The 13,844-nt window shown below is 59.1% G+C and carries 13 protein-coding genes; 9 read left to right on the top strand and 4 right to left on the bottom strand.

Annotation, left to right across the window (positions count from 1 at the left end; genetic code table 11):
- Nucleotides 1–66 precede the first annotated feature (66 nt).
- The 4 genes from RBT76_09240 to greA all read left to right on the top strand — a co-directional run bounded on the left by RBT76_09240 (nucleotide 67) and on the right by greA (nucleotide 4,853).
- A complete protein-coding gene (locus RBT76_09240; protein ID MDX9857962.1) occupies nucleotides 67–1,128 on the top strand; it encodes an aminotransferase class I/II-fold pyridoxal phosphate-dependent enzyme in 1,062 nt (353 codons plus the stop codon).
- A gap of 79 nt (nucleotides 1,129–1,207) precedes the next feature.
- Nucleotides 1,208–2,779 (top strand): sugar transferase, encoded by a 1,572-nt coding sequence (locus RBT76_09245; protein ID MDX9857963.1) that lies wholly within the window; start codon nucleotides 1,208–1,210, stop codon nucleotides 2,777–2,779.
- Nucleotides 2,780–2,790: 11 nt separating this feature from the next.
- Entirely contained in the window at nucleotides 2,791–4,254 is a 1,464-nt protein-coding gene (locus RBT76_09250; GenBank protein ID MDX9857964.1) for a capsule assembly Wzi family protein, read from the top strand.
- 122 nt (nucleotides 4,255–4,376) lie between these two features.
- On the top strand, nucleotides 4,377–4,853 hold the full coding sequence (gene greA, locus RBT76_09255) for a transcription elongation factor GreA (GenBank protein ID MDX9857965.1): 477 nt from the start codon (nucleotides 4,377–4,379) through the stop codon (nucleotides 4,851–4,853).
- Nucleotides 4,854–4,892: 39 nt separating this feature from the next.
- Here greA and RBT76_09260 read toward each other — a convergent pair whose 3' ends face one another.
- Complete coding sequence (locus RBT76_09260) at nucleotides 4,893–5,063, bottom strand: hypothetical protein (protein MDX9857966.1); 171 nt, start codon at nucleotides 5,061–5,063, stop codon at nucleotides 4,893–4,895.
- 185 nt (nucleotides 5,064–5,248) lie between these two features.
- Between RBT76_09260 and RBT76_09265 the strand changes: the two genes are divergently transcribed.
- Together RBT76_09265 and RBT76_09270 are read left to right on the top strand one after the other, a co-directional pair.
- Nucleotides 5,249–6,238 carry a cysteine synthase family protein gene (locus RBT76_09265; protein MDX9857967.1) on the top strand — a complete coding sequence of 330 codons (990 nt, stop codon included), beginning with the start codon at nucleotides 5,249–5,251 and terminating at the stop codon, nucleotides 6,236–6,238.
- A 94-nt stretch (nucleotides 6,239–6,332) separates the two neighbouring features.
- Nucleotides 6,333–7,490, top strand: coding sequence for a PLP-dependent aspartate aminotransferase family protein (locus RBT76_09270; protein MDX9857968.1), 1,158 nt, complete (start codon nucleotides 6,333–6,335; stop codon nucleotides 7,488–7,490).
- Between the two features lie 22 nt (nucleotides 7,491–7,512).
- Here the strand turns inward: RBT76_09270 and RBT76_09275 are convergent, their stop codons facing one another.
- Nucleotides 7,513–8,052: a hypothetical protein gene (locus RBT76_09275; protein ID MDX9857969.1), complete on the bottom strand. Its 540-nt coding sequence runs from the start codon at nucleotides 8,050–8,052 to the stop codon at nucleotides 7,513–7,515.
- A 573-nt stretch (nucleotides 8,053–8,625) separates the two neighbouring features.
- Between RBT76_09275 and rsgA the strand changes: the two genes are divergently transcribed.
- From rsgA to RBT76_09290, 3 genes are all read left to right on the top strand, one after another.
- A complete protein-coding gene (gene rsgA / locus RBT76_09280) occupies nucleotides 8,626–9,696 on the top strand; it encodes a ribosome small subunit-dependent GTPase A (protein ID MDX9857970.1) in 1,071 nt (356 codons plus the stop codon).
- A 747-nt stretch (nucleotides 9,697–10,443) separates the two neighbouring features.
- Nucleotides 10,444–10,593: a hypothetical protein gene (locus RBT76_09285; protein MDX9857971.1), complete on the top strand. Its 150-nt coding sequence runs from the start codon at nucleotides 10,444–10,446 to the stop codon at nucleotides 10,591–10,593.
- A gap of 218 nt (nucleotides 10,594–10,811) precedes the next feature.
- Entirely contained in the window at nucleotides 10,812–11,390 is a 579-nt protein-coding gene (locus RBT76_09290) for a DUF1579 family protein (protein MDX9857972.1), read from the top strand.
- A 145-nt stretch (nucleotides 11,391–11,535) separates the two neighbouring features.
- Here the strand turns inward: RBT76_09290 and RBT76_09295 are convergent, their stop codons facing one another.
- Together RBT76_09295 and RBT76_09300 are read right to left on the bottom strand one after the other, a co-directional pair.
- Complete coding sequence (locus RBT76_09295) at nucleotides 11,536–12,156, bottom strand: hypothetical protein (GenBank protein MDX9857973.1); 621 nt, start codon at nucleotides 12,154–12,156, stop codon at nucleotides 11,536–11,538.
- Between the two features lie 281 nt (nucleotides 12,157–12,437).
- On the bottom strand, nucleotides 12,438–13,703 hold the full coding sequence (locus RBT76_09300; protein MDX9857974.1) for a hypothetical protein: 1,266 nt from the start codon (nucleotides 13,701–13,703) through the stop codon (nucleotides 12,438–12,440).
- Nucleotides 13,704–13,844: the final 141 nt, after the last annotated feature.

Raw genomic sequence — 13,844 nt, forward strand, 5'->3', positions numbered from 1 at the left:
CGAGCTATCCGCACACCGCCTGCCTGCTTCCCGCCGGGATGTCGAATCAACCGAAAGGATTTCGTCATGAGTGTCGTCAGCACCATCAGCGACGAGCGCATCCAGTCGCTCGTCACCGCGATTACGCGTTCAACCGTGACCTCACCCGAAAGCATCATTCCCTTCGCCGAAATGTCCGATGCATTTACTGCCCTGTTCCGCCTGTCTCACCATAGTGCGGCCGGGGTACTGGTGGCGGGCCACGCCGATCCCGGCATCGCGCTCGCAACCGATCGCGCCGGCATGACCGTCCAGGAACATCTCGGAATCTCTCCCTTTGCGGCCGATCCCGATGGTCTGGCGTCGCTGTGCGCGACCGGCCGGGAAACCGTCTATGTGGCCAATCCCAACCGTGTGACCGGCTCGAATTTCGGCCGCGCCGATCTGGAATTCCTCGCCCGTGCCGTACCGCGCGGTCTGCTGGTGATCGACGAGTACTATTTCGACTTCTTCAACATCAGCGCTGCATCCTTACTGGCGTCGCACGACAACATCGCGATTGTGCGCTCGTTTACAGCCGCCTTTGGTATCGCCTCGTCCCAATCCGGCTACATCATGGCGTCGCCGGCGCTCGTAAGACGACTCGATGACTTCCGTCGCGCACAGACCTTCACCGTCACGCTGTACCGAATCTTGTCTACGACGATTGAAAACAGCGAAGCGCGGGCGCTCCGCGTCAAAATGGTCAACGATGAAGCCCTTCGCCTGTCCGGCGAACTCAACGCCATCGGCGTCCAGAGCCGCATCTCTCCGGCAGACTTCCTGCTGCTGCGGGTCGCCGATCCCACCCGGTTCGGCAACGCGCTCGCCCGTGCGAAAATCGACATGCGCAATCTCGACGGGTACCCGGAACTCAAAAACTACGTACGGTATACCATCCAGTCACCGCTGAACAACGACTCCCTGCTCAACGCCATTCGCCGCATGCCGCTCGACTACTATCGCATCGATACGATCGACAAACGACTCATGCGGCTGCGCACGGGAAAACAGGAACGACATGCCGAGGCGTTCGATTCCGAGCGTGTCGTCGAGCGATCCACCGCCGCGCCGCGCGTTCGGGAAGACGAAACCGTTTTCCAGCGGTGATGATGGAACGCGGAACTTTGAAAAAGCGGTCTAGCCGGACAGGGATTGTCAGACAGATGACCGAAGTGGAGAAACAGACATGAGCGTTTCCACAACGACGGACAATCAGCCTCGGATGCAGACGCCCGATTCGGTGCGCGCCCGAGAACCGATACGTCGATTGCCTGCTCGCCGCATCCACCGCTGCGAACGGACCGGCTCATTAGACTCCCGTACGCTGGTGGCCTCGCGGGCCCGCCGGCGGCGCGAGCGTACCCCCCGACTGCTGCTGAGTCCCCAGCTCGTCCGCGCGCTGAGCGGCGATGTGATGGATATGGCGCTGGCTGCTCTGCTGGCGGTGACCGTGCTGTCGTCAGTCACCGATAACCCGGCGTGGTTGTTTTTTGGACCGCTTGGATTCGCCGCGGTTCGCTGGACCATCGGACGACTCACCGGCGCACGGCGTCTGCTCGGACAAGTCGGACTCTCCCATTCATTGTGGTCGGTACTCCGGTTCGAAATCAAAGCGTCCGTCGGGACGCTTGCTGCGGTGTACTGCCTCCAGCCGCCGATTCCGCCGATCATGACCGGCGGGTTGCTGCTGTTGAACGCCTGCGTTCAGGTGGCGCGATGGTACCTCGGGACCAGATTGATCGCACACGAGCGGCCTGGCGCGCAGCCGGTCGGGGCCGCCACACGGGTGTTTGTCATTGGCACCGGACCACGCGCCCGCCAGGCGGCCGATATTCTCCTCGACTCGCTCGACAAAAGCTTCACGATACTGGGCTTTCTCGATCATTCCCACGACCGGCTCTGGAGCTACCGTGATATCCCGCTGGTCGGCACTCCCGATCAGCTTCGAGTCAAAGTCGGCGGGGGGCAGGTCGACGCGGTGGTGCTGGCGGTCGAACCGGATCAACTGGCTGCAACCCGACCCCTGATCGCCGAGTCCGAACAGATGGGCATCCCGGTGTGCATTCTTCCGGACATTTACACCGCGACCATCGGGCAGTATAACGCCGGTGAAATCGTGGGGCGCTCGGCCCTTATCCTTCGCGCCACACCCGAGAGCCGGGTCGCACTGCTGGCCAAAAGCGTCATTGACAAACTGGGAGCGGTAGTGGGCATTATTGTCTCCGCCCCGATCATGCTCACGTGCGCCGCCCTGATCAAGTGGGAAAGCCCCGGACCGATCCTGTTCAAGCAGGTGCGAGCCGGCCTCAACGGCAGGCCGTTCCAGCTCTATAAGTTTCGCACGATGTGCGAGGATGCCGAACGGATCAAACACCGCCTGCAGGAACGTAATGAAATGTCCGGACCCGTATTTAAAATTCGAAGAGACCCGCGCATCACCCGAGTCGGAGCAATTCTCCGCAAGTACTCGCTGGACGAACTCCCGCAATTCTTCAACGTCCTGATGGGAGACATGTCGCTTGTTGGACCTCGCCCGCCGCTCCCGCGCGAAGTGGTCGGATTCGACGGCTGGCAGCGACGAAAGCTCTCGGTCAAACCCGGACTCACCTGCCTGTGGCAGGTGAACGGGCGGAATGAGATAGATTTCGAAGAGTGGATGAAACTCGACCTTCGCTACATCGACACATGGTCGCTTTCTAATGACCTGCGCATCCTCGTGAAAACGATTCCGGCCGTCCTCAAAGGGTCCGGCATGTAGACGGTGACGCCATGTCCTCATTCCGGTTAAACACGATCACCCGCTCGATACTCGTAATCGCCCTCACGCACCCGTCGATCTTCGCCGGCGTCCTTCCCGTCGGCCAGCCGGAGTACGGCGTCGTCTACGACCGATGGGAACGCGTCGAAGCGCTGAGCGACTCCCGATTCGACTGGCAACTGGGACCCCACGCGCTCGACAGCGGATTCCTCCTCTCCGGGCCGTTTGACGGGTTCGCCGACATGTCCGACGATCGGCTCAGTTTGTTCACGCTGGCCGGCGGCAACTACGGATTTGCGCGAAAAGAACCAGGTACCGGTTTTGAGTTTCTCCGCGCCGGATTGGCAGGACAACCGAACCGCCGGCTGTTTGTGTTCGGGTCGTTTTCGCTCGATGAGGCGCTGGCCGAAGACCCTGCCTACCACGGCAAAGTGTGGCGCGGTTTTGCCGGCGACGTCGAAGACGCCTTCGTGCATCTCGATGCCGGTCCGTTCCAGGCCACTGCAGGACGGTTCGCTTCCTTCTGGGGAATCCGGAATTCGCTGGTGCTGGCCGAAAACAGCCGTCTCGATGGTATCGGCTGGCGCTACCGCTGGGGACCGTTGACCCTCAGCTACAGGCTCGCGCGGCTGGATGGTCTTTCACCCCTGCGGGACGGCGTGGCCGAATTCGAAAACCGCTACTTCGCGGGACACCGGCTGGACGTGCATGTGTCGAACGCCGTTCGCATCGGGGCGTTTGAAACTGTCATTTTTGGCGGCCCCGGCCGGCAAATCGAACTGTTTTACCTCAACCCGCTGATCTTCTTCCACGGCTCGCAGTTGAATGAAGGAGCCGACGACAACACCGCCCTCGGATTCGACTTCACCGTGAAGCCCATGCTCGGACTGAAGCTGTACGGCCAGCTGTTTGTCGATGACTTTCAAATCGAAAAGAAACAACAGGGTGATCAGGAAACCGACCAATACGGTATCGTCCTCGGCGCCTACGCGGCCGATCTGGTCTCCGCCACCGACCTGAGGTGCGAGTATACGCGCGTGACCAACTGGACCTTCAACCAGATCCTCTCACGCAACCGGTACACACTCGACGACCGGCCCCTTGGCGCCGCGCGGGGAAACGACTACGATGAACTCACCGTCTCGGTTATTCGCTGGCTGAACGAGAACCTCACCGTCCGCGGCAACGGTTCGTTGCTGCGCCAGGGACAAGGCCGGGTCACCGCCGAATGGACGGCGCCGTGGTTCGATGTCGACGGTGACTACAGCGAACCGTTTCCGACCGGGATAGTGGAACGCACGGCGGCCCTGTCGGTGGGCCTGCATGGCTTTGTCGACCGTCGCTTGTTTGTCGATCTCGATGGGGGGGTGCGCTTCATCCGAAACCACCGTCACATCGACGGCGATCACACCACACAGCCCTTTGCCCGCATCCGCATCTCTGCCTTCTTGTCGACCATTGTCAACCTGCACTGAACGTATATCCTACCGGCACACACCGGAATTGTCTACCGGACGTGCACGGCCCCCACGCCGGAAACCAGGATCGGGCCGATACCGGTTGCAATCAGGGCGTAGATCGTTATATTAGACCCACTATGACAGAACGGATCTACATGTCCAAAGACGGGCTCCGCAAACTGGAACAGGAGCTCAAAAAACTGAAATTCGAGGATCGCCCGGAAATCGTGGCCGAAATAAAACGCGCCCGCGAACACGGCGATCTCTCCGAAAATGCCGAGTATCACGCCGCCAAAGAACGGCAGGCGCACCTGGAACGGCGGATCGCCGAGCTCGAGGACAAACTCTCCCGGGCACATTCGATCGACACCGACCAGATCCCCTCCGACAAGGTCTACCTGTATGCCAAAGTGGTCGTGCGTGACGAGCGGGACGGCGAGGAAATAGAATATACAATCGCCCCGCCCGATGAGGTGGATATCGATAACGATATCATCTCGGTGAAATCACCCATCGGGCAGGGCTTGCTCGGTAAAGCGGTGGGAGAGACCGCGGAAATTCAGGTACCGGCTGGCCTGCTGAAGTATACGGTGGTCAGAATATCACGGGATTAGGAGCCGGCCGGAGGATGTCGCACGACGGACGAGAAGCTGTCAACGATCGTCATCGTCATCAGCGAGGTCAACCGGGTCTTCGTCGAAATACTCTTCGTCGTCGAACCCGTTACCGGCCGCCATGTTGGCACACTCAAGCGAGCAGAAATATTGACCGCCCTGCTTGACCGGCTTGCCGGATATGGTCTCTTCACAGAATGCGCATTTCATAACGCATTACCTCATCACAAGGTTAACCCAGCCGGACCGGCGCAGCCGGACCGGCCACCTGACAGATCGGGTCGGCTCCCGATCAAGCCTGACATGAAAACGAATTTCGAAGCTGAAAAGCAAAACAAAAATACTGGCGTTGCTGTTATTTCTCACACTCTGTCACATGCGGGGTAACACCAAAAATGACCAAAAAGTTCTATGTCGACGACATCACCCAAACCGTTGGCGAAACCCCCCTCGTCCGGATCCGGAAAATGACGGCCGACCGGGGAATACGCGCGACCGTTCTCGTTAAACCCGAATATCTTAACCCAACCGGGTCGGTCAAGGACCGAATGGCTATCTACATCCTCAATGAGGCCGTCAAGTCCGGCACCCTCAAACCGGGCGGAACCATCATTGAGGCCACCTCCGGCAACACCGGTGCTGCCGTGGCCATGTTTGCGGCGGCCCATGATTACAAGGCCGTCCTGACCATCCCCGACAAAATGTCCAAAGAAAAAGTCGATGCCCTCAAGGCCTTTGGAGCCGAAGTGCATGTCTGCCCGACTGCGGTCCCGCCGGACGATCCCAATTCCTACTACGAAACCGCCAAGCGGATCGCCCAAAGCCGCCCCGATGTCTTCATGCTCAACCAGTACCACAATCTGGACAATATCAAAGCCCATTACATGACGACCGGCCCGGAGATCTGGCGGCAAACCGCTGGCCGGATCGACTGCTTCGTCGCCGGTGTCGGTACCGGAGGAACGATGTCCGGCACCGCGAAATTCCTCAAAGAGCAGAATCCGGCTTGTGAAGTCGTCGCTGTCGACGTCGAGGGGTCCGTTTACTACGACTATTTCAAAACCCGGCGTATGCCCGAAGCCCACCCGTACCTCGTCGAAGGTATCGGCGACGACATGCTCTGCGAGGCCCTGGATTTCTCGGTCATTGACGAGATGTATCAGGCCAACGACAAGATCTCGTTTGTCTTCGGACGGGAGCTGGCTCGCCGCGAAGGGATTCTGGCCGGCGGATCCGCCGGCGCTGCCGTCTGGGCGGCCCTGGAACACGCCAAAAAACTCGACAGCGGCAAAACCATGGTCGTTATTCTGCCCGACGCGGGCGCGAAATATATCAGCAAGATGTACAACGACGACTGGATGCGGGAAAAGGGATTTTTGGACTAGCCCATCGCACATGCTTTCCACTCCATTGCGGCCGGGCCGGTTCGCCTGACAGCCGTTTCACGTGGCTGCGGACATAAACCTGATAGGACACTCCATGCGCGATTACCTGAAAAAAAAGCAGTTTGAAACACGTGCCATTCACCTCGGCCAGGTTCCCGAGGACGGCACGCGGTCAGTGACCACCGCCATCTACCCCAGTTCCACCTACCGGGTGGAGTATCCCGGCGATGAGTCCGGGTACGTCTACTCGCGTTGGGCCAACCCCACTCGTCGGGCGCTGGAGGAGACGCTGGCATCGCTGGAGAACGGCACCCGCGCCTTCGCCTTTTCGTCGGGACTGGCCGCGATGAATGCCGTGTTCGGTCTGCTGCGTCCGGGCGACCACGTCGTCACCCTCACCGACCTCTACGGCGGCACGCGGCGGCAGTTCGAACGCGTATTGCGCAATTTCCAGATCGATTTTTCGTATGTGGACGGTCGCGACCCGGCCGATTTCGAAAAGGCCATCACCGATAAAACCAGGTTGTTCTGGCTGGAGTCGCCGACCAATCCGCTGATGAATCTCATCGATATCGAGCGCGTGTCCGCGATCGCCGGGCGGCACGGTATTCGGACCGCGGTCGATAATACGTTTGCAACCCCGTATATCCAGAAGCCGCTCGATCTCGGCGCCGATATCGCCCACCACTCCGCGTCCAAGTACCTCGGCGGCCACTGCGATCTCATCGCCGGCGTGCTGGTCGTGAAAGACAGCGATCTCGCCGAAAAACTCTACTTCCAGCAGTACGCGGTCGGCGCGCAGCTCAATCCGTTCGAATCGTGGCTGATGCTTCGCGGACTGAAAACCTTGCACGTCCGCATGGAACGGCACTCGGTCAATTCGATGAAAATCGTCGAGTACCTCGAAGGCGAGCCGATGGTCGAGCGGGTGTATTACCCCGGTATCGATGGACAGCCGATTCCCAACGGCATGAAGTTGCCGGGCGGTATGGTATCGTTCACGATCAAAAACGCCGACTTCGAGCGCGTGAAAAAGTTCGCCATGTCCACCAGGATCTTCGTGCTGGCGGAATCGCTGGGCGGGGTCGAGTCACTGATCAACCACCCGGCCTCCATGACCCACGCGTCCATCCCGAAAGAAGTGCGCGAACAACACGGCGTGACCGACAACCTGATTCGCCTCTCGGTGGGAATCGAGGCGGTTGATGATTTGCTGATCGACCTGCGCGGGGCCTTTGCCGCTATCAAGTAAACGACCGGCAAATACGGCCGCCTTACCAGTGGATGTCAACCGAGCGCAACGCAATACGGCGCGATAACGACTCCATGCCGCTAAGGATCCCCCGAAAGACCTTCGATCCGGTCTCGGTGGATCCGGCGCGCTCGACCCGCGCGATCAACTCTGTGTCCGCGTAGTCCAGCCGGTCGACATTCCGTCTCATCGCCTCAACGAGCTGGCCGAGCCGCGCTCGGTCCACGTCCCAGAAACGCACGTGTTGCCGTATCACCAGCGCGGTGGCCAGTGTCGGCAACGCCGCCGCATCGAGTTCGACCGCCGGCGCGGGCTCGGTGACTATACTGCGGACCCGTAATAGCTCAGAGTCTTCAAGCGGGCGCCCCGATCGTTTAAAGAAGCGGTCGTCGAATACAAAGTCGGGGTGATGGTCGCCGATCGCAAGCGCCACGAAATCATACAGCAATTCCACGCCGTAGAGCGCAGCTGTAACATCCCGCAGCAGCAAAGCCCCGGTGGTTTCGAAGATGAGTCGTAGAACAACCGACGGCCGATCGGACTGATTGTGCATGGCGGACATGGTCCCTCCTCCCTGAGTAGCAGTGGTTCATATCGCTTCTGCCGCTTCTGTATTATACGCGCTGCCCGCTTCTGTCGTCAGCAAAAACCAATGCCCGACCAATATTCGAACCGCCGGCGCATCAATTGCATCACTCGGCAAACCGTCATCAGGTGTCGTTTAGAGCGCTGACAAGCGGAGCCTCTTCGTCACCTCAACGCCTTCCGCCTCCTGCCCTGAGTTACGAGAGATTTTGTTGACAAAAACCGCGTTCCTGCCGATATTTCCAGTGATTGTAATCACACTGACTTTTTTGCCGGGAAAGGAGGAACGTACATGCAAGCCGCTCGTGAAAGAGATGCTCTCGACGTTCGCCCGTCCCGGCCGATCGACTGATTGTCATTGACGATTAGTTCCTCTTCGCGGTCTGCCGTCTCGGCAGACTTTTTTTGTGCGTCATTCTCGGCCCGACGTTGCGCCGGAGCATCTCAATAACCCTGAGAAAACAATCGGGCGATATCCGATCCTCGGTATCCATCTGAATCGGGAAACCGGACGTCGCCGCAATAACACCACTGAATGGGATAGATAACCATGGATTTGCATATACTGGGGTGGACTGAGGAATTCCAGTCTTCCTTTGAGTCCACCGGCCTTAGTTCCGCCCTGCCCGCGCGGGTTGCACGGCAGGACAAACAACGCTACCTGTTGTTGTGCGAACACGGCGAGCTCACTGGACACATTACGGGAAAGATGCGTCACCAGAGTGCCGATGACGAGGATCTCCCGGCGGTCGGCGACTGGGTGGCGATCGAGCCGCGGCTGTCCGAGCTCAGCGCCACGATCGTGGCCGTGCTTCCCCGGCGAAGCGCCTTCCGGCGAAGTGTTCCTGACACACGGAAGGGTCCGGCACGGGCACAGGTGCTGGCCGCCAACATTGATACCGTTTTCCTCGTGTCCGGACTGGACAGCAATTTCAGTCCGCGCCGAATCGAGCGATTCGTGCTGCTGGCGTGGGAAAGCGGCGCGACGCCGGTGATCGTGCTCAACAAAAGCGATCTGTGCGATGATATCGACGCCGCAGTCGGTCAAACCCGCGCAGTGGCCGTCGGTGTCGATATTCACGCGGTCAGCGCCGCGCATCGCGATGGGCTCGAGCAACTCCGGCCTTACTGCTCGGTTGGAAAGACGGTGGCGTTTCTGGGCTCGTCGGGTGTCGGAAAGTCGACCCTGATCAACAGCCTGCTGGGCGAAGAGCGCCTGAAGACAACCGACACGCGGGCGGTCGACGGCAAGGGCCGGCACACCACTACGTCCCGCGAACTTGTCCTCCTGCCGGACGGCGGCATATTGATCGACACGCCCGGCATGCGCGGGTTGCAGTTGTGGAGCGACGGCTCCGGGGTCGAGGCGACCTTTGGCGACATCGAGGAATTTGCCGCCCGATGCCGGTTTCGTGATTGTCGTCACTCCACCGAACCCGGTTGTGCCGTGCAGGCCGCGCTTGAAAACGGCGAGCTGTCGCCCGACCGGTTCGAGAGCTGGCGCAAGCTGCAACGCGAAATTCAGTTTCAGATGCGGCGGCAGGACATTTCGGCCGCGCTGGCCGAGAAAGCGAGGTGGAAAAAGATCGCCAGAAAAATACGCGACCTTTACCGCGACTGACATCCTGCGCAATGCCAGCGGTCAGCTCCTGTGCCTGCTGTATCTCATGCGTGCTGTTTCCTGTGCGTGGCGTTGTGCGTGATGTATCTCGTGCCTGCTGTTTCCTGTGCGTGCGGCTGTGCTTGGTGTATCTCGTGCGTGCTGTATCCTGTGCGTGCGGTTGTGCGTGATGTATCTCGTGCGTGCCGTTTCCTGTGCGTGGTGTACGTCCCCGTGCACCACGCACACTTTCCCGTAGGGCGGTTCTGTCTTGGAAACCGCCACTTGATCTTCGATCCCACCACGGCGGGTGGGCGACACGAACCCGCACGCGCGCGAAAACAAAAAAATCATTGTACAAGCTTGATCGCGTGGACCTTGCGGCGAAATAGGTTCGTTTTGTCATTTTTAGGGGGCCCCCATTTTTTTGTTTTCCTCTTTTGGTGGCGCGGCCGCCATGTTGCGCCGCAGTACCTCTACATAGGGGGAAGCGAAGTTATTTCCATCGATGGTGTAGCGAAAGTGCAGGGGGATTGATTCGAGGAAACACGTGCATCGCGACGGAGAGGACGAGGGTCGAATAAGAGAACCCATAGCAAGATGGGCGACCCAGGCCGTATTATGCAGAGCGCCCGTACCCGCGCCCCACGTTACCCGGCTCACGACGACCACGCCGACACCACACTTTCACAACAAACACCGAGGTAAAAGTGGAAGCTCCCCCTTTTACGAACAGCCCCGCGCAGACTGAGAAATAGGGAGAATATCATGAGTGGCACAGCCAACATCAACGCACCATACGCCATCGGAGTATCCAACGGCGCCGTACTATCCGTCGATGGAAAAGAAAAGAAAAATGAGGACCCCCTAAAAATGACAAAACAAAGCCATTTCCTTGTAAGTCACACGCAGGCATGATCGTACGACGGTTTTTTGCGTTCTTGACAGCGGGTTGATACCGATTCGGCGTTCGGCGCCGGTCCGCTGATAATGTGATATCACATGTTGCCCGACGGACTAAATCGGACTTGACAGGACCACAATCGGCCCCTATTGTCACTGGCGAAGCAGTAGTCTCATTCAGTCAAAGCAATACCGAAAATATTCCATCAACACCTTCACACAGGGAGTCCGTCATGAAAGCACGTTGGTCTGTCATGGTACTGATGATGGCGCTAGTCGCGGTGTGTGCGATTGTCGCGGTTGCCGATGATGTTCCGGCGCAGGGCGAGGGTGGGATGCCCCCGATGGGTCCGCCCGAGGAAATCAAAAATGCCGCCAAGATCATCGGCACGTGGGATGTTGCCACGAAGATGAAGATGGACACGGCGCAGGTGGAATGGATGGAGGCGCCGGCAGTGGTCACCTTCTCGTACTTTCTGGACGGCGGCGCCATCCGCATGGACTACGAGATGGAGATGATGGGTATGCCGTTCAAAGGGTTCAGCATCTCCACCTATGACCGTGAAACGAAGCAGTGGCAGGAAGTCTGGGTCGACAACATGTCGTGCCGCCTGAGCATGATGACCGGCACCGAGGAAAACGGCGTGCGCATCATGACCGGCACCGACATATGGCAGGGGCAGGAGATGTTGACGAAAAACACCTCCTACAACTTCACGGATACCTCGTTCGACTGGACAATGGAAAGCTCGGTTGACGGCGGCAAGACCTGGTTCACCGGCATGACCGCCACCTACACCAAGCGCAAATAGTCTGTGTAAATCGCGGCACGGCGAGTTTCGTGACAACGCCGGAGGTGGTGTAAGCCTCCGGCGTTTTTTGTTTATCCCGAGATGTCCCGCCCGGAGGCGGGGGTGTTTTTGCGATTTGACGGCACTGCCGACCGCCGGATATCCCTTACGGCATGGAGAGAACGCCGATACTGATCAGGCTGATCAGCAGCGAGGCGATCGCTATCACCAGCTGAAGGGTGTCGACAGTCGCGGAGTATTTGGCTGATCCGAAGACCGGTTCGCGACCGGACGACGAGCTGGTCCGTCGTTTCGCGCTCTTGCGGTACGTCAGATAATGCCAGATCGCCTCGGCCAGCCGCTTGTACGGAAGAAGCGGTATCGATGCGACCCCGGCGGTGATGGTCGTGAAGACGATCGCAGTCCAGAGCGGGGGCGGTTCGGCCCAATAGTCGAAATACCACGGGTACACAACGGTGGCGGCGGACATCGCGCCTATCAGCAGCACCCACCCGACATACGGGACTTTAGCCAGCCGCATGACGTATCCGACGGCGAGCGGAATAACGAGCAGGATAGTCCCCCAGTGCACGAAGATGTCGGCGGCATGATACAGGATCAGCGAGGACTGCAGATAAACAGTGCCGCCTACTGTGGCGAGCATGAACCAGACATACCCCATCACGGCGCGTTTGAAGCGACGAACTCCTGTTTGCGGAGCGGAAGCCGAGGAACGCGCGGAGCCGGAGCGCCGGGAGGCGGGCAGGTATTTCGTACGGGTAGCCATCTACCCGACATTATCGGAAGCACGGGAGCAGTATCTGAGATCAAACTGAGATTTCGCTATGCGCTTGCCGGGCAATACAATACAGAGGCGGTTCGCCGGCGTCACGGAGCGCGCTTGAACACGAGCGGCGGGAGGGCGCTTGGTTCAGGATCGGGCGCCAATACGTACTTTCAGCACTCGGACGAAATCGCCGTCGGACTGCAACCAACAAGAGCTTTCAATGGCAGTGCGGCGACGCAGAGCAACACACCGAGATATGAGCCGGACAGAACCTCTTGTGCTCATTGTTGTCCGTTTGGTCCGAGCTTCATGACGTGCATCTGCGGTCCGGCATCGAATACGACCAGGATACCACCATCGGCCGCTTCGGCGATGGCCGGATAATAACCGATCTCGCCCTGCGTGTACGTTTTCTGCCAGAGCATAGCGCCGGTTGACGTAAATCGCGCCACCATGATCTTGCCGAATAAACCGCACGTATTCGGATTTTCGGAGCCGACCACCAACAGGTCACCGTTGGCGGCGACGGCGATATCGAGGCAACTGGTCCGCAGCGCCGAATTGTCGGTCACCTCCCAGAGCTTGTTGCCGCTTCCGTCCACGGCGATGAGACAGACATCGCTACCCCCGCTCCCGGGAGTCCATCCGCCCATGACGTAGGTCTCTCCGTTGCGGACGACCGACATGGCTACATCCATTCCCGGTTTGCCGAAGTCCCGTTCCCAGAGCAGGTCGCCATCGGCATTGGTCATGAGCATCTTCATATCGGTGGCGTTGGCATCACCGAGGTTCGAAACCTTGGCCAGCACATACCCTCCATCGGTCGAGCGAACCACACCGCGGAAGTCCTGCTGACCGGTTTCCACGGCTGAGCGCGCCCAGGAGACGTTGCCGGAGGCGTCCGCTTTCACCATCCGTCCATCGGCTTGTGTGGACGGGTACCGTCCGATTGCCACGAACCCCCCGTCGTGCGCCTCGGCAAGTGCGGCATTGGAGTTCATGAAAAACCACCCGAGCGGGGCTCGCCAGAGCAGAGTCCCATTGGGATCGACCTTGTTGATGCAGATATCGAAGCTTCCGGTGGACATAAGCGCGGCAAAGGCGAAGTTGCCGTCGCCAGTCTCAATCAACGAGTAGGGATAATCGCCTATCCCGCCGGGGCCGGCGTATGTCTGCGTCCAGAGCACGCGACCCTCAGAGTCAAACCTGTACAACACGATATCTTGTGTCCGTTCATCTCCCGCATGGTGCGCCCCAAGGACCATACAACCGTAGTCGTCGGTCGGTAGAATGTCGCGTCCGAGATAGAACCCGCTGGCCGCGGGGTCAATCACGAAGTGCCAGGTCAGTCCGGCGGTACCATGGGTGCCGGGATCATCATTTGGGTTGTCATTTGGATCGGGATCGGAGATATCAGGGCCGTCATGTGGTGTGAGCTGATCGCTGCCGGGGAGGGTGTCAATCGATGTGGGTGATTGCGATGAACAGGCCAGTATCGTGGCGAGGGCCGCCGACAGGCACAAAAGAATACGAATGGCATTTGACATGGATTTCCCTCCGCGTCTGAAGCGTTGTTCGGGATCCGACTATAAAATATATACACGAGAGCCCATTTTTCCTTCCACTTTTTTGTGTACTTTTCGATTCACGATCAGGCGAACAACGTAACCGTGTGAGTGTTGAGTACC

The sequence above is a fragment of the Candidatus Zixiibacteriota bacterium genome (assembly GCA_034003725.1).
Taxonomy (GTDB): Bacteria; Zixibacteria; MSB-5A5; order GN15; family FEB-12; genus WJMS01.